Origin of the sequence: Acrocarpospora catenulata (assembly GCF_018476525.1) — a bacterium.
Taxonomy (GTDB): Bacteria; Actinomycetota; Actinomycetes; order Streptosporangiales; family Streptosporangiaceae; genus Acrocarpospora; species Acrocarpospora catenulata.
This window is the reverse complement of sequence record NZ_JAHCST010000011.1, coordinates 22,133-45,668: the sequence shown is the minus strand read 5'-3', so window position 1 is coordinate 45,668 and position 23,536 is coordinate 22,133. Positions and strand designations below refer to the sequence as shown.

Annotated in this window: 19 protein-coding genes and 1 tRNA gene; 4 read left to right on the top strand and 16 right to left on the bottom strand. The window is 69.0% G+C overall.

Going from position 1 to position 23,536, the window contains the following annotated elements; translation table 11 throughout:
- Positions 1-123: 123 nt before the first annotated feature.
- The 4 genes from KIP79_RS13595 to KIP79_RS13580 form a co-directional block, all read right to left on the bottom strand.
- Positions 124-1,299, bottom strand: coding sequence for a hypothetical protein (locus tag KIP79_RS13595; protein ID WP_214105134.1), 1,176 nt, complete (start codon positions 1,297-1,299; stop codon positions 124-126).
- Between the two features lie 131 nt (positions 1,300-1,430).
- Positions 1,431-1,796: a PIN domain-containing protein gene (locus KIP79_RS13590; RefSeq protein ID WP_214105133.1), complete on the bottom strand. Its 366-nt coding sequence runs from the start codon at positions 1,794-1,796 to the stop codon at positions 1,431-1,433.
- Positions 1,774-2,046, bottom strand: coding sequence for a hypothetical protein (locus tag KIP79_RS13585; protein ID WP_214105132.1), 273 nt, complete (start codon positions 2,044-2,046; stop codon positions 1,774-1,776). The genes KIP79_RS13590 and KIP79_RS13585 overlap by 23 nt, the downstream gene beginning before the upstream one ends.
- Positions 2,047-2,297: 251 nt before the next feature.
- Positions 2,298-3,242, bottom strand: a complete 945-nt coding sequence (locus KIP79_RS13580) for an SDR family oxidoreductase (protein ID WP_214105131.1) — start codon at positions 3,240-3,242, stop codon at positions 2,298-2,300.
- A gap of 372 nt (positions 3,243-3,614) precedes the next feature.
- Between KIP79_RS13580 and KIP79_RS13575 the strand changes: the two genes are divergently transcribed.
- The gene (locus tag KIP79_RS13575; protein ID WP_214105130.1) at positions 3,615-4,454 is read left to right on the top strand and encodes a helix-turn-helix transcriptional regulator; all 840 of its coding nucleotides are present in this window, start codon (positions 3,615-3,617) and stop codon (positions 4,452-4,454) included.
- A 236-nt stretch (positions 4,455-4,690) separates the two neighbouring features.
- Here KIP79_RS13575 and KIP79_RS13570 read toward each other — a convergent pair whose 3' ends face one another.
- From KIP79_RS13570 to KIP79_RS13545, 6 genes are all read right to left on the bottom strand, one after another.
- Entirely contained in the window at positions 4,691-5,566 is an 876-nt protein-coding gene (locus tag KIP79_RS13570; RefSeq protein ID WP_214105129.1) for an LLM class F420-dependent oxidoreductase, read from the bottom strand.
- A 152-nt stretch (positions 5,567-5,718) separates the two neighbouring features.
- On the bottom strand, positions 5,719-8,007 hold the full coding sequence (locus KIP79_RS13565; RefSeq protein WP_214105128.1) for a hypothetical protein: 2,289 nt from the start codon (positions 8,005-8,007) through the stop codon (positions 5,719-5,721).
- Positions 8,004-9,731, bottom strand: coding sequence for an ABC transporter permease subunit (locus KIP79_RS13560; RefSeq protein WP_214105127.1), 1,728 nt, complete (start codon positions 9,729-9,731; stop codon positions 8,004-8,006). Before KIP79_RS13560 ends, KIP79_RS13565 begins: the two co-directional genes overlap by 4 nt.
- The gene (locus KIP79_RS13555; protein ID WP_214105126.1) at positions 9,728-10,963 is read right to left on the bottom strand and encodes a hypothetical protein; all 1,236 of its coding nucleotides are present in this window, start codon (positions 10,961-10,963) and stop codon (positions 9,728-9,730) included. Before KIP79_RS13555 ends, KIP79_RS13560 begins: the two co-directional genes overlap by 4 nt.
- The gene (locus KIP79_RS13550; RefSeq protein WP_214105125.1) at positions 10,947-11,591 is read right to left on the bottom strand and encodes an ATP-binding cassette domain-containing protein; all 645 of its coding nucleotides are present in this window, start codon (positions 11,589-11,591) and stop codon (positions 10,947-10,949) included. The genes KIP79_RS13555 and KIP79_RS13550 overlap by 17 nt, the downstream gene beginning before the upstream one ends.
- 503 nt (positions 11,592-12,094) lie before the next feature.
- Positions 12,095-12,168 (bottom strand) — tRNA-Ile (locus tag KIP79_RS13545).
- Positions 12,169-12,375: 207 nt separating this feature from the next.
- Here KIP79_RS13545 and KIP79_RS13540 point away from each other — a divergent pair.
- Together KIP79_RS13540 and KIP79_RS13535 are read left to right on the top strand one after the other, a co-directional pair.
- Positions 12,376-14,025: an MDR family MFS transporter gene (locus tag KIP79_RS13540; RefSeq protein ID WP_504741948.1), complete on the top strand. Its 1,650-nt coding sequence runs from the start codon at positions 12,376-12,378 to the stop codon at positions 14,023-14,025.
- 20 nt (positions 14,026-14,045) lie between these two features.
- Entirely contained in the window at positions 14,046-14,678 is a 633-nt protein-coding gene (locus tag KIP79_RS13535; protein ID WP_214105124.1) for a TetR/AcrR family transcriptional regulator, read from the top strand.
- A gap of 10 nt (positions 14,679-14,688) precedes the next feature.
- Here KIP79_RS13535 and KIP79_RS13530 read toward each other — a convergent pair whose 3' ends face one another.
- From KIP79_RS13530 to KIP79_RS13520, 3 genes are all read right to left on the bottom strand, one after another.
- Positions 14,689-16,137 carry a S1 family peptidase gene (locus KIP79_RS13530; RefSeq protein WP_214105123.1) on the bottom strand — a complete coding sequence of 483 codons (1,449 nt, stop codon included), beginning with the start codon at positions 16,135-16,137 and terminating at the stop codon, positions 14,689-14,691.
- Positions 16,138-16,223: 86 nt separating this feature from the next.
- Positions 16,224-17,183 (bottom strand): LysR family transcriptional regulator, encoded by a 960-nt coding sequence (locus tag KIP79_RS13525; RefSeq protein ID WP_214105122.1) that lies wholly within the window; start codon positions 17,181-17,183, stop codon positions 16,224-16,226.
- A 109-nt stretch (positions 17,184-17,292) separates the two neighbouring features.
- Entirely contained in the window at positions 17,293-18,138 is an 846-nt protein-coding gene (locus KIP79_RS13520) for a formylglycine-generating enzyme family protein (protein WP_214105121.1), read from the bottom strand.
- A 541-nt stretch (positions 18,139-18,679) separates the two neighbouring features.
- Between KIP79_RS13520 and KIP79_RS13515 the strand changes: the two genes are divergently transcribed.
- Positions 18,680-19,582, top strand: a complete 903-nt coding sequence (locus tag KIP79_RS13515) for a hypothetical protein (RefSeq protein ID WP_214105120.1) — start codon at positions 18,680-18,682, stop codon at positions 19,580-19,582.
- A gap of 71 nt (positions 19,583-19,653) precedes the next feature.
- Here KIP79_RS13515 and KIP79_RS48305 read toward each other — a convergent pair whose 3' ends face one another.
- From KIP79_RS48305 to KIP79_RS13500, 3 genes are all read right to left on the bottom strand, one after another.
- Positions 19,654-21,543, bottom strand: coding sequence for a serine/threonine-protein kinase (locus KIP79_RS48305; protein ID WP_256447249.1), 1,890 nt, complete (start codon positions 21,541-21,543; stop codon positions 19,654-19,656).
- Between the two features lie 96 nt (positions 21,544-21,639).
- Positions 21,640-22,089 (bottom strand): Lrp/AsnC family transcriptional regulator, encoded by a 450-nt coding sequence (locus KIP79_RS49420; protein WP_308169711.1) that lies wholly within the window; start codon positions 22,087-22,089, stop codon positions 21,640-21,642.
- The gene (locus KIP79_RS13500) at positions 22,086-23,402 is read right to left on the bottom strand and encodes a transaminase (protein WP_214105119.1); all 1,317 of its coding nucleotides are present in this window, start codon (positions 23,400-23,402) and stop codon (positions 22,086-22,088) included. The genes KIP79_RS49420 and KIP79_RS13500 overlap by 4 nt, the downstream gene beginning before the upstream one ends.
- Positions 23,403-23,536 lie beyond the last annotated feature (134 nt).

The following is a 23,536-nucleotide window of genomic DNA, read 5'->3' as shown; positions in this document are numbered from 1 at the left end:
CCCGTCAAGCCGCCCCACTCCAGCAAGGTCGCCGCGGTCTCCGGCCCAGCGGGCGGGCTGCCCGAGTTCGACGACGTCGCCGAGGTGATCCGCGGCCGACGCCCACGCGGTTGACCGGTGCCTTCAGGTGGCGCGCAATGGACGGCTATCTGGCGTTGCTTCAGCCGTGCCAGCACCTCTCGCATCCAAGCCTCTGGCTACGCTGACAGCCCCGGTGCCGACAAGCAGCGCCAGGTGGAGGTGGTTGCCGGTCAGGCGGCGGGTCAAGGACTGTACCGCTTCAAAACCATCGCATAGGGCTTGAGCTGGGATTCTCTGAGCGGCTACGCAGCTTGGTGATACTCGTTGACCAGCCCGCCGAGCACCTTCCGGCGCTCGATCCGCCTTCCAACGGCGCAACAGTCCGTGATCGTGCTTCCTTCGGCGCGCTCCCGCGAGGAATAGTAGCCCTGATAGATAGGTGTCCCACATGATCGAGAACCGCAGTGGCGTGCCCGCCCTGTCCGTCCACAAGTCCCACCAGACCAGGGCCGGTCCATAGGACTCATCCGGCTTGGTCTGGGCGAGTGCCTGGAAAGTGGGAGATACGGCGTAGAGGTCGGAGAAGGTCAGCTTGCCCCTGTAGAGGTAGGCGTCCTTGTGGACACGCCCCGTCGGATCATTGAAGGCGGGCCCAGCGACGAACTTCTTCTCGTACGTGTCGGACAGCAACCGCTGCAGTGTCCTCGGCTCGAAAATGTTGATGATCTGATCGGTGAAGGCGCCGCCACTGACGGTCTTGCCGCGATAGGCCCACGTCTTCCCCTTCGGCAGTGCCGGGGCGTACAGCTTGCCCGCGGTATAGAGGCGGCCTCTTACACTCGCCGAACGGTGGATGCTGGTCTGCGCCAGCAGGCTCTTGGCCTGCAGGTCGCCGCCCGCCGCGTCCTCCTTGGCGATTGCGAGCGTGCCCGGCCGCTTGAACATGACCCGCCGCGTCAAATTGGAGGCGACCACGCCGCCTTTCCCGAGCTCCAGCCAGCCTTTGCGCTCGAAGTGGTAGTCGAAGAGGCTCGCCATGTTGTTAACCGTGCGTCCCCGGCCGCCCAGCATTACCGTGCCCCACTCGATGACTTTCGCCGTACGCCCCTGCGCCATCAACCGCTTTACCGCTGCGACGGGGTCGGCGGCGGCCGCAGCGGAAGTCGGGACCAGGACAACACTGGCAAGGACGGCGATGCACACTCCGGCGGCCAAAGATTTCACGATCATGGATTCTCGCACGAACATCGCCTGGCGGCTCGTCGTTAACGTCACCACCCAGGAAGCCGGGCTGAGGGCCGCAGGGCTCTCCAGGCCATTACATCGTGCCCATGAGCAACCAACGAGCAGCCATCGGCTACCCCGCAGAGCTTTGCCGGGCCGCATTACGCGCCCCTGACCCTGAATTTCTACGCCGAACGTTCCTCCCACGGATTCTCCACGCGAGCACCTGTTCGGGCCAGGTGTTTGGTGTTGCGGGTGGCCAGCGTCCAGTTGTTGGCCATGGCGGTTGCGCCGATCAGGGCGTCGGGCGGGTCGATGCTTGTCCCGGCGCTCTTGAGGGTCTTATGAATGGCCAGGTACGCCCCTGCCTCCCGCTCGCCGATCAAGGCGATCCGGTCCCGATAGTCGATCCGGATCTGGGCCAGCGCCTGGCCGTACCACGCCTTGCGCAGAGGATCAGCGACGGCTGCGACCTGCTTTTGGGCCTGGTCGTAAGTTCGGCTACCACGTTGGTGTCGAGAAGGTAGATCACTCGCTCTCCGGTCGCTCATCGTAGGAGCGCCCCCCGAAGTCCAGGTCCTCGAACGGAGTCGAGAGGAGGAACTCCTCGAAGCCGTCGTTGGCAAGCGTGGCCCAGCGGGTGAGCATCGATTCCAGCTCGGAGATGTCGGTCTCGGCGAGCTCGGCGTCGAAGTGGCCGAGCTGGCCGCCAGGCAAGGACGCGCGGATCTCCCGGATAGTCCGCAACGGGTGCGCGTCATCCGAACGAACGGGAGGCGACATGCCGTAGGTTGCGCTCATCGTCACTCCTTCCCCTCACCTGGAATTTACGCGTCCATGTTCGTGTGAGGCTTCGAGAACACGGATCACCTCCGGCACTGAATCCTTCGTTGTGTAGATCGGGAGCTCCCAGGGCGTTGAGCGGCTGGTCTGGGTCGCCTGGGATCAACTTTCGTGATCTTGCCCATGGTCTACGCCGTCACCTCAAGCAAGAAGGCGTTGATCCGGCACCCGATCGGGCGCTCTCGGGGCCACAAGGGCCGCAGCGGTGGTCAGGTGGTTGGGATGGCGGTCTTGGTGAGGTGCTGCGAGGTTTGCCAGATGCGCTTGGCGTCGTCGGGGCTGCGCAGCGGTGGGTACAGCCGATGTTCGGCGGGTGAGCCGCCGAGGTGGCCGGGGCCGCTGGGGCCGTAGAGGGCACCGGACTTGGCCGTAGGGTCGGTCGCGGCCATCAGGGCGGGTAGTTTCGCGGAGTCGATGGTGCCGAGGAGGATGCCGCGGGCCGAGAGCGCGCGGATCAGGCGCACCTGGGGGGTGTCCTCGCTGCGGCCGAGTTCGGGGCGGGCGGCGAGGAGGCTGGTGGGGGTGACTCCGGGATGGGAGAGGTTGCTGGTGATGCCCCATCCGTGGGCCTTGCTGCGGCGGTCTAGTTCGAGACCGAATAGTCCGAACGCGATCTTGGACTGGCTGTAGGCACGCTGCCCGCGGTAGTCGCGTTCCCAGTTCAGGTCGTTCCAGTTGATGGCGCCACGGCGCGCGGCGATGCTGATCTGCGAGGTGACGCGGGCGCGACCTGCCCGCAGAAGCGGGAGGATGTGGCCGACGAGGGCGAAATGACCGAGGTGGTTGGTGCCGAACTGGAGTTCGAAGCCGTCCGCGGTGGTTTGCCGGCTTGGCGGTGTCATCACTCCGGCGTTGTTGATGAGGATGTGGATGGGGTGACCCTCCTCGCGGAGGGTGTCTCCGAGGGCCGCGATCGACTCCAGTGACGACAGGTCGAGGCTGCGCAGTGAGACCTTCGCGTTCGGGACGCTTTGGCGGATCCGCGCGATCGCGTTCTCGCCCTTGCGGGGGTTGCGGACAGGCATGATCACCTCCGCACCCGCGGCGGCGAGTCGCGCGGCTATTCCCAGGCCCATTCCGTCGCTGGCGCCGGTGACGATCGCGCGCTTTCCGGTTAGGTCCGGGATGGTGATGTCGATTGCTTGGCGTGGCATTGTTTCTGCTCCTTGTGTTGTCGTCTCGGAACCACGGTTCTGGACGCCGCGGCGGCTTTCCAGGGACTACCGATCCACGGATGCGAGGGGTCCGGCAGTGGGCCCTGGGTCACTGAGCGCCGCCCGCGATCAGGAGCGACTGGCCGCTGACCCTCCCGCCAGATCGCCGGCGAGGTATTCCGCGGCGTCGGCGATCTGGGTTGCGGGGGGCGACGCGATCTGGCTGGCGCAGCGGGGCTGGCGGGTGACCGCGTCGTCGGGTGTGCCACGCTCACCAGGCCGCCCTTCTGCCGGAGGGTGGGATCAGCGATCCGTGGTCGGCGTCGTACGAGGACGGTAGAAACGAGGCAACACTGCGAGAAGAGGAATGCCATGATCGATCGCGCCGGGCTGGCGGAGTTCCTCCGAAGTCGTCGGGAGGTGCTGCAACCCGAGGACGTCGGTCTTCCGCGCGGTCTCCGTCGCAGGACCAACGGGTTGCGGCGCGAGGAAGTCGCGTCGCTGTGCCACATGTCGACCGACTATTACTCCCGCCTTGAGCGGGAACGCGGGCCGCAGCCGTCCAGCCAGATGCTCGCCTCGATCGCCCAGGGGCTGCACCTGTCGCTCGACGAGCGAGACCATCTGTTCCGCCTCGCGGGACAGAATCCGCCCGCCCGCGGCGGAGTCAGCGAGCACATCAGCCCCGGCCTGCTGCGCATTCTCGATCGCCTGAACGACACTCCTGCGGAGATCGTCACCGAGCTCGGCGAAACCCTGCGGCAGACCCCGATGGGCGTCGCGCTCACCGGCGACACGACTCGGTACACCGGGCCCGCCCGCAGCGTGGGGGACCGGTGGTTCACTGATCCAGCCGTGCGGAAGCTCTACGCGCCCGAGGAACATTCGTTCCTTACCCGGATGTACGCCTCGGGGCTGCGCGAGATCGCCACCCTCCGTGGCCCCGGCTCCCGAGCCGCGCACCTCGCCGACCTGCTCCTCGCTCGCAGCGAGGAGTTCCGGCGGGTGTGGGACGAGCACGAGATCGGGATACGCCCCCACGAGGTCAAGCACTTCATCCACCCGGAAGTGGGCGCCCTTGAGCTGACGTGCCAGCGACTGGTCGACCCTGGCCAGGCCCACTCACTGCTCGTCTACACCGCCATTCCTGGCAGCGAGAGCCACGACAAGATGCACCTGCTGTCTGTGATCGGGATGCAGGCCCTTGGCTGAGGGCCCACACCCTCACAGGACAACTTCTGGTCGTCATACATCACCTCCGCGCATCGCCTGTTGAGGCTCTGACGGAGCATGCACGCGGTGCCCAACGAAAGCAGCGATGAGCGGGTGCGAGGCGGAGGAGTCGAGCGGGACAGGCCGATGGAGCTGAACGAGCGCCGCGACTGCCTGCTATGGGACGGCTCCGGGTCGGGGAATGACGCGCCGGGCGGTGATCCGGGAGGACCGCGTCAGGCAGTGATGTCGGCCAGGCGGGGAATGACGCGTTCGCCCAGTTGTCCGGCGAACGCGACGGGGTCGGAGGTCGACGGCACGAGCTGGACGTGGTCGATGCCGATCGCCGCATAGCGTTCCATTTCTGCCAGGAACGCGTCGGTGTCGGCGAGGGGGTCGGGGCCGCCGAGGATGGTCTTCTGGATGGTCGCGTAGTCGCGGCCCTCGTTCTCGCAGTGTCGGGCGAGCACGTCGAGCTTGCTCCTCACGACCTCGGGTCCCATCGCGAAGATGTTGCACGCGTCGGCGTACTTGGCCACGAGCCGGAGGGTCTTCTTCTCACCGGTACCGCCGATGAGGATCGGTGGCCGGGGCTGCTGTAGCGGCTGGGGGACGTTGACGGTCTCGGCGAGACGATAGTGGGCGCCGTCGTAGGGTCCGTCGTCATCGCTCCACATCTGCCGCACGATCTGTATCGTCTCTTCGAGTCGTTCGAACCGCTCGCCCAGCGGCGGGAAGGGCACGCCGAGACCTTCGTGTTCGCGGTCGTACCAGGCGGCTCCCAAGCCCAGCATCGCGCGGCCCTGCGAGAGTACGTCGAGCGTAGTGACGATCTTGGCGAGCAGGCCGGGGTGACGGTAGGTGACGCCGGTGACCAGCAGACCAAGGCGGAGGTTGCGGGTCTGTCCCGCGACGAAGCCGAGGGCGGTGTAGCCCTCCAGCATCGGCGCGGCGGCACCGCCGAACTGTTCCATTTGGAAGTAGTGGTCCATGAAGGTGAACCATGTCGCGCCGGCCTCATCGGCGGTCTTGGCCGTCTCCGCGATGGTCGTCGCCAGTTCCCTGGCTCCGGTGGGAAAGGCGAAGTTCATGAAGTGGATGCCGAGTTGCATGCGTCTCCCTGATGCGGTGGTGTGGTCTTCTTTTGGATACTCTCCGGCCTCGCCGGAACGGGAACCAGGGATCGCGAGTCCGTGGATAAGCCGGATCGCCGACGCGCTACGACGATGTTCAGCGGGATCACGCGCAGGCGCGGCACCCGAACCTACGGAAGCGTCCCTGCAGGCCCACCCGCCGGCCGTACGTCAAGTAGTCGCCGCCGTATCTCGGTGACCTGGAGGGGCTCGGCGATCCCGTCCCACGGGGCGAGTGCGGCCAGTCCTTTCTCGCACTGCGCCAGGGCACTTCTCGGATCCGCCGAGGCAAGGTGCAACCGAGCCAGCGCGGTGGTCACCCCGGTCGCCGGTAGCCGTCGCAGGGCCGACCGCAGGAGCCTCGCGGCCTCCCGGCGACTCGTCTCCGGCAGGGCCGCCGCCTGGTGCACCTGGCAGCGGGCCCGGCCGATCGTGTCCCCCGAGCGCGCGTACAGCTGGACGGCCTTCTTCCAGTCGCTCGCGGCGTCGCGTGCCCAGCCGATGTACCAGTGGACGAGCGCAAGCAGCTCCCGGGTGTGGGCCTCGGCGTGCACGTCACCTGCCTCCCGCGCGATCCCGAGGGCCTGGACCAGGGTCGCGAGGGCGTCCGCGTACAGGCGGTTCGCCTCGTCGGTGCCGCCCTCGAAGCCGCGCACCTGCCCTCGGCGTATCTGCAGCACGGCCATGTTGATCCACCGGATGGCCTGCCCCGCGGTGTCCCCGCTTGGCAGGGCCTGGCCGTACCGCACCAGCGACGCCTCGACGGCGGCGAACTCGTCGCCGGTCGCCAGCAGCGTCGCCGCGCGCGCCAGATGGATCTGGGCGGGCCAGGACTCGACGCGGTCCTGCAGGCCCGCGGCGGTGTCGAGGTGCTGCTGCGCCACGCGGGGCTCGCCCAGCACCAGGGCGATCAGGCACAGCCTCAGCTCGGCGGTCGCCCAGACGTCCGCGTCGCCGAGAGCCTTGGCGGCGTACGCCAGGGCGCGGGCGGTCTCGCGCCTCTCCTTGTGACGCTGTTCCAGGAGGAACCACACTTCCAGGGCGTCCGCGATCCGCCACAGCGGTCCAGCCGCCCACGAGGCAGGCCGACGCGTCTTCAGGATCCGCAGCAGCGCCTTGTCCTCGATGCCGAACCAGTCTCGCGCCTCGTCCTGCGGGAGCCGCTCGGCGAAGAAGTCCGCTCGATCCGCGAAGCGCTCCACCAGGCGCTGCCACGCCGCCTCCCAGTCGTCCGGCGGCGTCACGATCGCGCGGGCGGCGTCCACCACGCGTACCCGCGACTCCCGTACCTTCTCCACGAGGCCGTGCTGGTTCAGCTCCTCCATCGCCTGCTCGGCGTCACGTTCCGACCCGCCCGCGAGGGCGGCGGCGCCGTCGCCTCCGAGCTCGGCTATCGGCGCCCGCGCCAGCAGCGCCAGCAGGCGCCGTGCCGCCGGTCGCACGCGGCGTAGCTGTTTGGCGAGCAGCACCTGAAGCGTGTGGTCCTGCGGCCCCTGCTCCAGGTCGGCCACCAGCGCGGCTATCGGGACCTGCGGATTGTCGCCCAGCCAGCGGCCGATCCCGACCGCGATGGCGGGCCGGCGCAGGAACAGGCCCGCCAGCCTGGCGGTGGCCGCCGGATCGGCCTCGATGCGGTCGGCCGCGATCTGGGTGCGCAGCAGCGCCACGCCGTCGTCGGGGTCCAGCGGACCGGGCTGGACGACCGCCACGTCGGTCGGTACGGCGTCGTCCGCGCCGGCCTTCAGGTCCCCGGCGACGATGATCCAGCTCCCCGGCACGTGGCGGGGCAGCCACGCCACCTGGCTCCACCGCTCGACATTGTCCAGGAGCAGCACGCGGCCGGTGTCCCGGAGCACGGCGAAGACGTCCTGCGCCGCCACGTCCGCGCTCTCGATGGGCCCGAGCGGGAGGCCGAGCGTCCGCAGCACGCGTTCGATCACGCTTGTCGTGTCCTCGGGCTCGCCCCTGTCCTGTCCGCGAAGGTCCGCGTAGTACTGCCGGTCGGTCTGCCGCACCAGCTTCCACCCGGCGTTGATCGCCAGCGCGGAGGTGCCGATGCCGGCCACCCCGCGCACCACGACCAGGCCCCGCTCCAGGGCCCGTTCCACCACGTCGGACACCTCGGCATCCCTTCCGATCAGCGGATCGACCCTCGGGGGGAGGTGCTGTGGCATCGGGGGGCGGGGCGAGACCTTCTCGCGCGTACGAAGCCATCTGGTGGAGATCAGGAACAGGGCCGTGCCGATGACGAGCCCGACGGGGATCAGGGGCAGCAGGCCGTTGAACGCCAACTCCAGGAGGATGGTCCCGCCCAGCGAGGGGCCGAAGGTCGCCGCGACGGCCACCAGCTCCTTGCGGTTCCTCGGCAGCACCGAGCGCAGCCGAGCCGGTCGCGGCCTGGGCTTCCGGGGTCGGCTCATCGGCGCACCCCCTGCGTCAGGCCCCTGATCAGCCACCTACCGGTCGCGGACAGCAGCAGCACCGGCACCGCCGTCAGTACGACCGCCTGGGCGGTGAGCCCACCGGCCGAGGTCGCGAACTGGCGCGCCTGTTGCAGCACGATCAGCGGCGCCTGGTCCGCGGCCGGCCAGTTCAGCAGCAGACCGACCACCAGGTCGTTCCAGGTGAGCACGAAGGCCAGCACCGCGACCGCCACCACGGAGGGACCGCTCTCGATCGTCATCCGCATCATCGCGGAACGCCCCTCCGCGAGCGGGCGCAGCACCACCGGGCGGGGCACCGAGGTGAAGGCGTTGCGCAGCAGCAGCACCCCCAGGGGCAGCACCAGCGCGGTGTGCACGAAACTCAGGATCACGGCGCTGCCCAGCAACGTGCCGAGCACCTCTCCGAGCGGCACGGCCAGCGCCTGCGGGGGCAGCACCGCGAGGACGACCGCCACCGCCGCCACGATCCGGCGCGTACGTCGAGGCAACTGCCCCGGTGTCAGAGCGTAGGCGGCGGGCACGGCCAGCAGGACGACGAGGACGGCGACCAGTAGCCCGCGCTGCGCCGTGGCGGCCAGCGCGCCGGCGAAGGAACCGTCGGCGAAGGCCTCGCCGTACGATCCGAGGCCGTAGCCGCCGGACCACCACCCGGACGTGGCCACCGCGTCCGGAGACCGCAACGAGGTGACCAGGAGCGTGACGAAGGGAAATCCCCACGCCAGGGCCACCGCCGCGGCCAGGATCTGGACGCCCCACCGGGGACGCGACGGTACGGGCGCGTGCGGCTCCGCCCGCTGTGGCCCCGCTTCCGGCCAGTCCCGGCGCAGCCGCCAGATGACGAGCATCACCACCGCGACGGCCAGCGCGAACAGCAGGATCGCGAGTGCCGACGCCCGCCCGTCCCCGAGATCGTTCCGGTGCCGCCACCAGAAGAGCCCGACCACGTCCACCTCGGTCTGGATCGAACCGGGCGCGCCGATCAGGACCAGGTCGAACACGCGGACGGCGGCGGTCAGCACGACCAGCATCACCACGGCCGCGGTCGGGAACAGGGCAGGGAACACCACCGTGCGAAGCCGGCGAAGCCTCCCGGCGTCGAAGACGCGTGCCACCCGCAGCAGGTCCACGGGCACGTTGGCCAGGCCCACGTGGAAGACCAGGTACGCGAGCCCCGTCCACTGCCAGACGAACGCCAGGCCGAGCACCAGCCAGATCCAGCCGGGGCCGAGGAACAGCACGTCGCCCGGCAGCAGGGCGCTCACCACGCCCCGGCTGGGATTCGCGTCGAAGATCAGGCGGAACGCCACTCCGGCGGTCAGCGGCGAGGTCACGGCGGGTAGCGCCAGCACGGTGAGGAGCAGCCGGCGCATCCGCGGGCCCGCGTCCCGGGAGAGCCAGGCCAGCCCCAGCCCGAGCCCGCAGACCACCAGGGCGAGCACCAGCCACACGGCGTTGTGGACCAGGGCCAGCCAGACGTCCTCATCCGTCAGGACCTCCAGATAGCCGCCCGCGCCCTCGGCGCCGGTCACGCTCGTCACCACGGTCGCGACCAGTGGGGCGAGCAGGACGACCACGGCGAGCACGGCCGCGGGGAGCAGGTATCCCCAGGCTCCCCATCGGCTCTGGCCATGCCACGTGGCCGGTGCGCGCATGTCGTGGTGCGGCGTCACCTCGAAGAGGAAGGAGTCTCCGCCCGTCACGACCCTTCTCCCGCCTCGCTGAGCACCCGCAACGCCTGCACCGCGCTGTCCGCGACCTGGTCGGGGTGCTGCCCGTCGACGGCGACTTTGGCGAAGAGCTCGGTGAGGACCCGCCAGAGGCCCTGGCCGTTTCCGCCGGCCAGGCGGCCCGTGAGCCGGTCGGAGAGATCGAACTCGATGTCGCCGCGTACCTCCTGCGCCAAGTTCTGGAGCTCGGGCGGATAGCCCTGGACCCGGGGGTTGAGGGACAGGAAGCCGCCAGCTGCGGCCCACCTCTCCAGCCGGCTGACGCCCTCGTCTCCGGTGAGCTTCTCCACCAGCCTCCCGCCGCGATCTCCGCTCGACCTGAGCGCCACCACGGCGTCCCCTCCGGCCACCACGGGCGGAGCCGGTCGGCCGCGCGGCCCGGGGAAGCGGAAGCGCCGCGCCGCCTGGCCGGGTGAGCGGTATTGGGCGATGACCGGCCAGGCGAAGTCGGACGCGGCCACCATGTCCGCACGGCCGTACCGGAAGACGTCGAGGATCGAGTCGTGGAACTGGGTGATCAGCGCCCGCCGGCCCCCGCCGGGGAAGAGGTTCTCGATGGACCACAAGCGCGCCAGCCGCCGGAGCGCCTCCCTGACGGACTCCTGCGACCAGTCGCCGGTCTTCTCGTGCAGCGTCCGGTAGGTGTCCCGATCGAGCCCGGCCAGGACGTTCTCGAACCAGTCGGTGAGCACCCAGCCGTCGGCCGCGCCGATGGCGAGCGGCGGGTGCCCGCTCGCGGCACGGCTCTCGCACATCCGCACCCACGACTCCCAGTCGGCGGGAGGGTCCGGGACCGCCTCCGGCCGGTACCACACCAGCGACTTGTGCGCGACCTTGAACCAGGCCCCCTTGATCGACCCGTCCGCTCCGCAGCGCAGGAGCTCCTGCCAGTAGGGGGGATCGTTCTTCGAGGAGACCGTTCGCAGCCGGGTGCAGATGGCGTGGTCCTCCACCAGCCCTCGCGGCACGATCGCCACGTCGGGGGCGGCCGTCCGGGCCACCGGGTTTCTGATCAGGGCGGCGATGTTGTCTCCGGCCGAGTACACGACGGCGTTGCGCTCGTCCAGGATGTCGCGGAAGCGGCTCAACTCCCAGCCGCTCCACACCACGGCGATCCGCAGCGGAGGCTCCCCGCCGCATCCGGCGAGCCCTGCCGCGGCCAGGCCGGACAACATGGTCAGGGCCTGCCTACGATCCATCCGCATCCACGACCTCCCAGGAGCGGTTGGGGGCGCGAAGCGTCTCGACCCGGTGCCTGTCATCGCTGACCACCAGGACTGGGAGGTCGGGATAAGCCTTCAAGCTCTCGCTCACCGCCGCGTGACAGGGGGTGTATCCGGCGCGGTCCTCGATCACCACGGCCCTCGCCGCGTGCCAGCGGCACATCGCGCGGGCGAGCGCCACGCGGAGCCTCTCGTCGGGCGAGAGTTCGTACGGTCGCCAGCCGAGAAACCCCTGGAGGCTCAGCCGCCCGGCCACGTAGTTCACGCGCCCCCGCTGGAAGCCGTCGCGGCGATGCCTCCGCGTTCCGAAGCCGATGTTCTGCTCGACGGTCAGATGGGGGAAGAGGCCGCCGCCCGCGGGTACGAGGGCGATGCCGCGGTCCTCGGTGGGGAGCGAGGTGATCTCGCTTCCCGCGATCCGTATCCTGCCCCTGAGCGGCCAGGCCTGCCCCAACAGCACATCGGTGAAGGTCCCGGCGTCGGCGGCGTCGCCCGCCAGCACGACTGCGGTCTCCCCGGCCTCGACGATCAGCTGGTCGGGCTTCAGTGCCCTGTGGTCCCCGTCGTGCTCCCAGGAGAGACCGTCCAGCTGAAGCTGTAGTCCGGCCACGGATTCATCAGCTCCGACGATGGGGGATTTTCCTTCTTTATATAACGGAAAGATCAGCGCTCGACAGCTTGACCGCGAATCGTGGCCTGTTCGCTTTCACCCAGCACTCTGGGCCGTCGCCTCGGCTGCAGCTGGGACCGGAATGGACATTTTTCCTGTTTTCGCCGGTACGCCGGCGGTGTGGCCTGTCCGGTGCCAGAACTGGTGTCGCGGCATCGGACAGCTGTCTTCGTCGCAAGCCGAAACCGGACGGCCAAGCCGAAACCGGACGGCCAACCCCAATTGACCTGGCCAACCACCGAGTTCACCGCAGAGCCATCCTCGGCGGCCTTGTCAACGAGTACCAGATCGCCAACTGACAGGAATCCCATTATTGAGCCCCGCAGGTCTAAACGATCTAGCGTGTGCACGCACCGCACACGCGAGCGACCCCGCGAGATCAACTTCTCGACGCAAGGCTCAAGAGAACCGAGAAACCCCAGGTCGGATGGGGTGTGACGGAGTAGGGCGGGTGGGACTTGAACCCACGACCCACGGATTATGAGTCCGATGCTCTGACCGGCTGAGCTACCGCCCCGCAATGGTGGAGTCTCTCACAACTTCGGCCATGGGGGGATGTGGGAGTGCAGGCGAGATCAACTTGTGGTTGAGGTGGCCTGTGGTTCGGAGGGGGTGGGCCGGAGGGGAGGCGACTGGGTTCCTGATGGGCAAACTTGCTTGATGGGAATGATTTGGCTGATACTGGTCCGGGTCATATCGGGACACAGAAGGTGATCATTCGCAAATGGGTACACATCGGAAGGTCAAGGTTCCCCCACCCGAAGACGGACCGATGGAGCACCGGCAGGTGCTTGAGGCCCTCAGCGGACTGTTGCTCGTCCTGTTCGTGGCCATGATCAGTTCGACCATCGTGTCGACGGCGTTGCCGAGGATCATCGGGTCGCTCAACGGCACGCAGAGCCAGTACACCTGGGTGGTCACGGCGACCCTGCTCACCGCGACGGCGGCCACCCCGATCTGGGGCAAGCTGGCCGACCTCTACAACAAGAAAGCGCTGGTGCAGATCGCCATCGTGATCTTTCTGGTCGGGTCGCTGGTCAGCGGTTTCGCCCAGAACACGAGCCAGCTCATCGCCGCCAGGGCGTTCCAGGGGCTGGGGGTGGGCGGCCTCCAGGCGCTGGTGCAGGTCGTGATCGCGGCGATGATCCCGCCCAGGGAGCGGGGGCGGTACAACGGTTACCTCGGCGGGGTGATGGCGGTCGCCACGGTGGGCGGGCCGCTGCTCGGCGGCGTCATCGTGGACACCTCGTGGCTGGGCTGGCGGTGGTGCTTCTTCATCGGGGTGCCGTTCGCCGTCCTGGCGCTGGCCGTGCTCCAGAAGACGCTGCATGTCGCGACCATCCGGCGCGACAATGTGAAGATCGACTATCTGGGGGCCGCGCTGATCGCCGCCGGGGTCGCCGTGCTGCTCATCTGGGTGTCGTTCGTCGGCGGATCGTTCGCCTGGGGCTCGTGGCAGACGGCAGCCATGGTCGGTGGGGCCGTCGTGCTCCTCGCCGCGGCCGTGTGGGTGGAGTCGCGGGCGGCCGAACCCGTGGTGCCGCTCGACATCGTCCGGCAGCGCACCACCGCGCTGGCGATCGTGGCCAGCCTCGCCGTCGGCATGGCCATGTTCGGCGGAGCGGTGTTCCTCGGCCAGTACTTCCAGATCGGCCGGGGCTTCACCCCCACCGAGGCCGGGCTGCTCACCATCCCGATGATGTTCGGCGTGCTGGTGGCCTCCACCGTCTCCGGGCAGCTCATCACCAGAACCGGCCAGATCAAGCCGTACATCGTCACCGGAACCCTGGTGCTGGTGGCAGGGTTCGGCTGGCTGTCCACCATCGACCACGAGACCTCGCTCGTCTCGGTGGGCGGGGCCATGGTGCTGGTCGGGGCAGGAGTCGGCATGTCGATGCAGAACCTCGTGCTGGCCGTGCAGAACACGGTCGCGTTGCGGGACATCGGCGCGGCCAGCTCCTCGATCGCGTTCTTCCGGTCACTCGGGGGCACCGTCGGGGTGTCGGTGCTCGGGGCGGTGCTGGCCAACCGGGTCACCGAGACCATCACCCAGCACCTGGCCGCGGCCGGGATGCACGCCCCGAGCGGTGGCGGGACCAGCAGCCTCAACCTGAACGCGCTGCCCGAGGCGATGCGGACGATCGTGCGGGAGGCGTACGGGGACGCCACGGGCAGGATCTTCCTCATCTCCGCCGGCATCGCCCTCATCGGCGTCGTCGCCGCCGTGTTCCTCCGGCCCGCGCCCCTGCGGACCAGCATCGACCTGCCCGCCCCCGCGGATCCGGACGACACCGAGGTGTTCGCGGCGGTCGGCGCGGGGAGCTCCACCACTTCGCCCATCGCGGAGGCTGCCGGCCCCCGCCACCGGCGCTGAGACCCAGCAAGGGAGTCCGCATGATCCCTGCCCAGCAGAGCACGACCCACCACCACGCCGCCGCCTGCGACACCAGAGCCGAGATCCGGCGCGTGGCACTGGAACTGTTCAGTTCCGTCGGCTACCACGCCACCTCGCTGCGCGAGATCTCCGACCGGCTCGGTGTCAGCAAGGCGGCGCTCTACTACCACTTCACCACCAAGGAGGACATCGGCCGGTCCCTGCTCACGGACCTGGCCGACGCCGTCGACGACCTGCTCGCCTGGATGGCCGACCAGCCCGTGGACGACCGCTTCCGGCGCGAGGTCATCGAGCGCTGGGGCGACCTGCTCGCCGATCAGGAACGGGAGCTCATCGTGCTCCTGCAACGCGAGCGAAGCATGGTGGAAGGGCTCCGCATCGGCGGCAGCAGCCTCGCCGACCGGCTGTGGCGGCTTCTGGCGGCCATCGACCCGCCGCAGGCCGAGCTCACCGACCGGCTCCGCGTCCGGCTCGCGTTCCTGAGCGTGCCGACCTGCATCCTGGCCGCGTACGACGAGGGCGCCGACTTCGCGCAGGCGTGCAGGGTGGCGGGCCAGGTCGCGGCGGCCGTCCTCCCGGACGCGTACCGACATGGGTCCGCCGCCCCGGGTGAGCCCGGGGCGGCGGAGTGAAGGGGCGAGGTTACGGGCGGGTGGATCCGACGGTGTAGGCGCCGGAGCCGCTGTAGGCGTGGACGCGGATGCGGTAGTAGCCGGAGGCGCCGTTGTAGCTGACGCTCTCGTCGGGGCCGGCGGAGGTGCCGCTGGCGACGTTCACCCAGGCGCTGCCGTTCCAGCGCTGGAGGTAAAGGTCGAAGTCGGCGCCGGTCGGGCCGTCAAGGCAGGCGGTGTGGGTGCCCGAGGCGTTCGAGGTGTAGTAGGAGTTGTTGGGCAGGTACACGTTCGCGCCGCTGCTCAGCGAGCCCGTGTAGGTGTTGGCGTAGCCGGTGCAGGTGCCCCCGCCACCGCCGCCCTGGGTGACCAGGGTCAGGCCGTACGCGCTGAGGATCTCGTTGACCGGCTGGAAGTAGGTGGTGCCGCCGGAGGTGCAGTTGCCGGAACCGCCGGAGGTGACGCCCTGGGCCTGGTTGCCGGAGATCCAGGAGCCGCCCGAGTCGCCGGGCTCGGCGCAGACGTTGGTGCGGGTCAGCCCGGTGACGGTGCCCTGCGAGTAGGTGACGGTGGCGTTGAGCTGCTGCACGGTGCCGCAGTGCCAGCCGGTGGTGGAGCCGGAGCGGCAGATGGAGCCGCCGACCACCTGGGCGGTCGAACCGGCCACGTTCACGGTGGCGCCGCCGGAGCCGATGACGACCGGTTGGGGAGTCCAGTTGCTGTTGACGGCCACCCAGGCGTAGTCGTTGCCCGGGAAGGACGAGGCCTGGAAGGTGCCCTGCGCCACCCGGTTGAAGCCCTGGGTGGAGGCGCCGGCGGTGCCGCAGTGGCCCGCCGTCACGAAGCCGTTGGTGGTGCCGCGGGTGACGGAGAAGCCGATCGAGCACCGGCCGCTGTTGTTGATGTAGTACGCCTCGCCGCCGCGTAAGTCGTAGTAGGCCTGCGGCTGCTCGGTGGTGGCCTCGATGCGTACGGCGCCTGCGTCCACGCCGCTGGCGGCGACGAACGCCTCGGCGGCGGCCTGGTCGCGGGAGAGCACGACCACGGTGTTGGCGCGCACGTCCACGTACCAGCCGGGGACGGTGGCCGGGGCGGCGGTCGCGTCGAGGCGGGCCTTGACGGTGTCCAGATCGGCCAGCGTACGGGCGACGACCTGGGCCTGGGCGCCGGTCGCGGCGATCTCGCCGGTGGCGGCGGAGTCGGTGACCGCGACGGTCAGGCCGGCGCCGTCCGCGCTGAGCCAGGAACCGGCGAACCGGTCGCCCAGGGCGCGGCGGAGCTTGCCTTCGGTCTTGAGGTGGATCTTCTCGTTGGCCAGGCGGAGCTGGGCCTGCTCGGCGGTGAGGCCGAGGTCGCGCTGGAGGGCCTCCAGCATGGTGGGCGCGGGTTTGGCGGCCGAGGATGCCGGGGTGGAGGTGAGGACGAGGGCGATGCCGAGGGTGAGGGCGCTCGCCGCGCTCAGGATGTGCCTGCTGCGCATCAATGCTCCTTGGGGGGTGGCAGTGCCGTCAACGTAACGGCGGCCACCCTCCGTGAGGAGCTATCAGTTGTCCCCCTTGTTCCGTGTTATGGCATCGTTCCGTAACCGGGGTTTCGGTCCAGCCAATTTGAGTACGGCGGGCTGTGCCGTACCGCGTCCAGATGGGCGGCCTTGGCGTGGCCCACGACGGCGGCGGCGGTTTCCGCGGCGGGGGTTTCCGGGTGCCAGCCGAGCAGATGGCCCCAGCGCAGCGGCGCGCCGGCGATGGGGAGCGCGACCAGGCCCTCGCTGAGCCGGAAGGTCGCCTGGCAGAGCGCCACCGCGCGGCCGACCCTGACCAGGTGCACGCAGGTGGCGACGTCGGTCTCGTAGATGGTGGCGGGGGTGAACCCGGCCCGCGCGGCGGCCACCGCGAAACACTCGCCGAAACACCCGTCCCCCGGGGTGACCGCCCACTGCTCGCCGGCCAGCCGGCCCAGCTCGACCTCCTGCTCCCCGGCCAGCGGATGCGTACTGGCGACGAGCACGAAGACCGGGTCCACGGCCACCTGCGCCCAGGCGACCGCCTCGTCCCCCGGCGCCCGCATGTCGCCGCAGACGCCGATGAGCGCGAAGTCGAGCCGGCCGAGCATGACCTTGGTGGCGAGTTCCCCGGCCGACCAGGTGGTCGAGGTGGCGATGACCGCGTCCGGCTCGGCCGCCGCCAGCCGGTCCACCAGGCCGCCGAGAATCGGCCCGTTGGCGGCGCCGATCCGGTACCGCCGCCCCGGCTCGCCCCCGTTGGCCAGCCGCGCCGCCTCCTCCTGTAACTGACGTACGGCGGGCAGCAACACCTGGGCACGAGCCAGCACCAGCTCGCCAAGGGCGGTGGGACGTGATCCCGTGTGGTCGCGTTGGAACAGGCTTCCCCCGAGCGCCCGTTCGATCCGCTTGAGCTGTGCGGTCAACGCCGGTTGGGCCAGCCCGAGCATGGTCGCCGCCTTGCTGACACTGCCGGCCTCGGCGACCGTACGCACGATACGCAGATGACGGAGCTCCAAGTCCATAACGCCGACCGTATGGCCCCGCCTGACCGCCAGCAATGATGATTTGTCACACAATCTGACTAGTCAAGTCGGAAAGTATCGATCACTGTCGGCCTAGGGCTTCTGTGAGCTATATGGCGCAGCGGAAGCCGGTGTGGCCGGTGGAGGAGTCGGGGGTGTTCTGGGTGCGGGCTGAGGTGCGGTAGCGGTGGCAGTAGGAGTCGTGGCACATGTAGGAGCCGCCTCTGATTACCTTCGCCTGGCCGGTTGGGGGGCCTGATGGGTTTTTGCGGGTGGCTGGGGCGTTGGGGTGGTGCCAGGTTGTCGACCACCAGTCTGCTGTCCATTCCCAGACGTTTCCGGAGCAGTTGTGGAGGCCGTAGGCGTTGGGGGGGAAGGACAGGGAGGGGGCTGTTGTCAGGTAGCCGTCGGTGGCGGTGTTGGTGTGGGGGAAGGGGCCCTGCCAGATGTTGGCGTGGTGTTCGTCGTTTGGGGTGAGGTCGTGGCCCCAGGGGTAGGGGGCTTGGTTCAGGTCTCCTCGGGCGGCTTTTTCCCATTCGGCTTCGGTGGGGAGGCGTTTGCCGGTCCAGGTGGCGTACGCGTTGGCGTCGTTCCAGGAGACGTGGACGACGGGGTGGTCGTCGAGGGCTGTCGAGCCGGGGCCGAAGGGGCGGTTCCAGGCCGCGTCGCGGACGGCGCGCCACCAGGGGGCGCCGGGTACGGTGCCGTCGATGATTGATTGGCGCGCGTCTGGGTGGATATATCCGTCGAAGACGTAGGACCAGCCCCATTCCTCGGCTTCGGTGATGAAACCTGTCTCGCGGACGAATGCTGCGAATTCCGCGTTGGTGACGGTTGCTACGTCGATCCAGAATGCGCTGACCTCGATGGAGCGGACCGGTCCCTCGCCGTCGGTGGGGATGGCGTCGGGGGAGTCTGAGCCCATGAGGAACGGGCCCGATGGGATCAGCACCATGCCGGTTGGCGCCGCAGTACTTCCCACCGCGGTACTTGCTACCGCAGTACTTGCTACCGCAGTACTTGCCACTGCGGTACTTGCCACTGCGGTACTTGCCACTGCGGTGCTTCCTACCGCAGTACTTCCCAGAAGTATGGGGGTGCCTCCTGGAGGGGTAGTGCCCCTTGGAAGGTCGGCGTGGTGGTTGGTGATGATGCCGTCACTGGGGCGGCCTGGGGAGCAGCATTCGGACACTCAGGTCATCGCCCAATTCGCGTTGTCGTCGAGGAGGTCATGCCGACCGGCCGATGTGGTGGAAGGTTCGTAGTGGTCAGCATTTGACCGCCGGTCGACTCGACTTCCAGCAGGGTGTGAGGCGGGCGGACTGGCTGACTCTCGTCGTGGCGGAGCCAGGGGAGTTGGGGAGGTTGTGCATCTTGTGTGTAGGTCGTTCGCCGGGTTGTGGAGTTCTTCGGTGTTGTCGGTTCTGTGCACATGATTCCATTTACGCGGCTGACCAACGCCGTATGTCACGCCCAGCCGCGAACAGGTGATGTCCATGCGCAGTACGCGCCTCCTGGCCGACAGTCTGGCGCACCTGCTCTCGGACAATGCCTTGAAGCACCTGCGTGCGGCCAGGGTCGGCCGTCATGCGGAGCTGTACACATCCCCTGAAGAGCTGCGCGGGCTTCTGACGCGGCGCGGTTTTCCGGTCCATGAGGCGCTCGTGGCCCTGGAGGCGCGGGCGGGTGGCGCTGCGTTTCCCCAGGGACAGGTTCTGGGGGCTGCGTGTTTCCTCCGGGGATGCCCGTCGCTTCGGCTGTGCGATCTGCCGGAAGTCGCGGAAGGCGCGGCGTTTCCGATCTTTGGCATTTCGGACCATCTGGCCGAGTGGGAATCGTCGTTCTGCCTGGTGTCGGCGTCGGGAGCTATCTCACTCTTCGACGCCCCTTACGGCCCGGTCCCGGCGTTCTCGTCGCTGGAGCACTTCCTGGAGGTACTGGCGTTCGCCCCGTTGTCCGACCGGCTTCACACCTTGCGGGTGGACGCTCTTCGCGGCGAACTTCTGGCCGGTCTTGTTGGAGCCGTTCCGCACCCACCGACGATGGGTGAGCACACATCCGGGTGGATCGGTAAGGGGGTGTGGGTCAAAGAGCTGCGAATCGTGCTAGCGGACGGCCGCGACTGGTCGAGTCATCACGGCACGTTCATATGCACCGAGGACACGGATCTCCTCGTCGAGGCTATCGATCTTCTTCTTGGGCAAGGCTTCGCGCTTGGCTACCGGGGGCCCTCATCCGAGCCGCCACCGAGTGAGCCGCTGGTTCTTTCGTTCGTTGACGAAAACCCGGACCTCGGCTACCGCGCTCGGGTGCGGGTGAATGTGTGGGGCCGACGGCACGCGTACAAGATTTCAACCCGGCCGGAATCTGCGGCGCCAGTGAAGAAGAGCCAACCATGATCGCACTGGAGGCCATCAGCTACCGGAGTGTCCGATGTGCTCCGGCCTTCCGGGGGTGCCGGGTCGGGGTGTCAGCGGGAGGCGGAACCGGTCATGCGGGTGGAGCCGTCGTTGTTGTAGACGTTCAAGGTCACCCGGTTCTTGGTCAGGTTGGAGAGGACGAGGGTTCCGCCGTAGCAGCCGTAGCCGGAGACTCCGGAGAGGCTGAACGAGATCTGCTTCGAGGAGACCTCGGTTCTTCTGATGGTGGCGTGGCAGTGGTAGGCGGCGCCCCACCACAGGGAGGTCCGTTCCCGGTCGTCGATGGCCGCGTCGCTCAACGTGAATTTCACCGGGCCGACGGTTCCGGTCGCGAGCCGGCGGAGACTGCCCTGCCAGGAGCCTTTGAAGGTGGGTTCCTTCTTCTTGGCCTCTTCCTTCGTGGGCGAAGGAGAAGGCGTGGGGGAGGGCGAAGGCGATGGGGTCACCGGGGGAGCCGGGAGCGTTCCAGTTGGAGCGGGGTTGACGGAATTGTTTACGACGGAGGTCGCCTCGGAGGTGGGCGGTAGCGCTGAGTTCGACGGGCCCGAAGGGTTCAGCAGGCTGAGGCTGACGGTCGCGCCCACGGCGACGGCAGCCGCGACGCTGCCCGCTGCGAGGGCGATCCGGCGCACCGGCAGCGGAGGCTTCGGCGGAAGGGTCTCCCCGAGCCGAACCGGATCGGTGTCACCCGTGATCACCTGAGGCGGCTCGAGCACTTGAGCTGGCCCGGGCACTTGAGCTGGCCCGGGCACTTGAGCTGGCCCGGGCACTTGAGCTGGCCCGGACACCGGGGGAATCGAAGGCGTAGGGGCCGAGGGGGGCGTCAAACGCGCCAAAGGCGTCAAATCCGGCTGGGGCGTTAAGAGCGGGGGCGTCAAAGGCTGCGGAGATGACGAGGGCTGCGGAGATGACGAGGGCGGTGGTGGCGAAGGGGGTGACGGTGGTGGTGACGGCGGTGGTGACGGCGGTGGTGACGCGTCGGCCCGGTCGGCCGCTGCCGCAGGACGGGCCGGATCCGGTGGTGATGGCGGTAGGGAGGGCGATGGCGACAGCGATGGCGACAGGGGCGGCGACAGGGGTGGCGGCAGAGGTGGCGGCAGAGGCGGAGAGGACGGTGGTGATGGGGAGGTTGTGTGCTGGCTGCGGAGGCGGTGTAGTGCCTCGTCTGCGGTCGGTCGCTGGGCCGGGTCTCTCGACAGGCAGGCTTCCACCAGGGTGCGGATAGGGCCGTCCAGGCCGTCCAGGTTGGCGGTGCCGTACAGGATTCGGGCCAGGACGGCCGGATAGGTGTCGCCCTCGAAGGCGAGATGGCCGGTGGCGGTGTAGACGAGGAACGCGCCCCAGGAGAACATGTCGGCCGCGGGCCCCACGTCCTCGCCGGAGATCTGCTCGGGGGACATGTACGAGGGCGTGCCCACCATGACCTTGCTGGTCGTCATGGACGGCCCGAGCAGGCGCGCGATCCCGAAGTCGATCACCCGGACCCCGTCAGGACCGAGCAGCACGTTCTGCGGCTTGAAGTCCCGGTGCACCACCCCCGCCTGGTGGATGGCGGCCAGCGCCGTCGCGGTCCCCACGGCCACGCGGTCGAGGTCGGCCCCGGTACGGGGACCGTCCTGCCGGATGGCCGCCTCCAGCGAGATCCCGTCCACGTACTCGCTGACGATGTACGGATGGTCCCCGTCGATGTCGGCGGCCAGCACCTGCGCCGTACAGAAGGGGGCCACCCGCCGGACCGCCTCCAGTTCGCCACGGAAACGCCGCCGCGCCGAGGTGTCACTCACCAGGGCCGCCGTCAGAAGCTTGACCGCGACCCGCTGCCCCGACGGGCTCTCCGCGAGGAACACCACCCCCTGCCCGCCCTGCCCCAGGCGCGCGATCAGCCGGTACTCGCCGAGCCTGTCGGGATCGCGGGCGGTGAGCGGTGCTGTACGCGGCATTCCCAACTCCAAGGAGTGACCAGGCGACTCTCCTTGTATCACACGAATTCCGGACGAGATTGCCGCAAATGATGTTTTCCGGCGACGTCGGAAAAACTAGGGGATGTCCCAGGTGAAACGGTGGGTGTGCAGCGCGAAGTAAGGGAAGGTCTCCACGCCGGACACCCCGTCCACCGTTCTCACCCGGTCCTCCACGAGGTTGAGCAGGTCCCCGGTGGAGGCGCAGACCACCTCGGCGAAGAGCTGGAAGGAGCCCGCCGTCAGCACCACGTAGATGACCTCGGTCAGCTCGCCGAGCGCGTCCGCCACCGCCCGAGGGTCCCCCGAGGTGCGGACGCCGAGCATCGCCATGGCCGGCCAGCCGAGCACGAGCGGGTCGGTGATCCCGACGACCTGGAGCACCTTCGCCTCGGTCAGGCGCTGTACGCGCTGCCGGGCGGCCGGCGCGGACAACCCCACGGCCTCGCCCAGCGCCGCGTACGACATGCGCCCGTCCCGCTGGAGCTCCCTGAGGATGGTGCGGTCGGTCGCGTCGAGGGCGATCACCGGATCAGCTCCGCGACGGCCGCGCCGAACACCTCGGTGTGCAGATCGACGTCGGCCTGTGTGGTGGCGGGGCACATCAACGCCATGTTGTGGAACGGCGTCATGAGAATCCCCCGGTTATGCGTATAAAGGTGGAAGTAGTCGTCTAGGGCGTCATCGGAGAGGGCGGCCGATTCGCCGCCGTTGCGCGGGGTCCCGAAACGGTATTCGGTACGCGCGCCGAGCTGGGTCACCGACCAGGGCAGCCCCTCGATCGCCGCCGCGACCCCCGCCGTGAACCGGGTGGAGAGCTCGATCATGTGCGCGAACGCCGCCTCGGTGAGCACCGAGCCGAGCGTCGCCCGGGCCGCCGCCAGGGAGAGCGCGTTCCCGGCCAGTGTGCCGCCGACCCCGCCCACGTCCACCAGGTCGGCCTCCTTCTCGGCCGCGATCCGCTCGGCGACCTCGTGGGTCACCCCGTAGGCCCCGATGGGCACGCCGCCCGCGATCGCCTTGCCGATGGTCACGATGTCCGGATCGAGATCCCAGGCGAGCGTGCATCCGCCGGGCCCGGCCGAGAACGTGTGGGTCTCGTCGTTGATCAGGAGCACTCCGTGCTCCCGGGTGGCCCGCCGTACCTCGGCCAGGAAGCCGGGTTCGGGCAGCACGATGCCGATGTTGGTGAGCGCGGGTTCCATCAGCACGCAGGCCACGTCGCCGTGGGCGAGTTCGGCGCGGAGCGCGGCGGCGTCGTTGAACTCGACCACCCGGGTGGTGAGCGCGGGATCCACCGGTGCCCCCACGTTCCCGGCCCGGGGCACCGGCCCCAGTGTCACCACCGTCTCGTCCACGCTGCCGTGGTAGCAGTAGTTGAAGACGAGGATCTTGGGCCGCCGGGTGATCTGCCGGGCCAGCCGGATCGCCCACCGGTTGGCGTCGGTGGCGGTCAGGCTGAAGCTCCAGAGCGGCATCCCGAAGCGCCGGGCGAGCTCCGCGCCGACCCACTCGGCGTCCTCGGTGGGCAGCATCGCGGTGAACCCGGCGCGGGCGGCGAGGGCGCGCACCACCGGCTCGGGGGAGTGCCCGGCCATCGCGCCGGTGTCGCCGAGGCAGAAGTCCACGTACGTGTGACCGTCCAGGTCGGTCACGGCGGCCCCGCTCGCCTGCGCGAGATAGGCGGGGAACCGCCCGGCGGCCTTGTTCATCCAGGTCATCGGCACCCGGCCGAGGAGCGAGCCGGCGGCTTCGTAGGCGGCCCTGCTGCGCGGCAGGCGGTGTTCGTAGGTGGTGCGCTCGCGGTCGAGCAGGGTGGCGAGGTGAGCCCGGTCAATCATGAATCGAAAGTAGCAGACCCGGATGACGAAAGAATCGGTTGTCATGACGATCGAAACGAAGGCAACCAAAACTACCCGCGAACAACAGAAGTTCGTTTGCCCTCCAAACTATTGACGGGGGCTCCGCGGCTGTG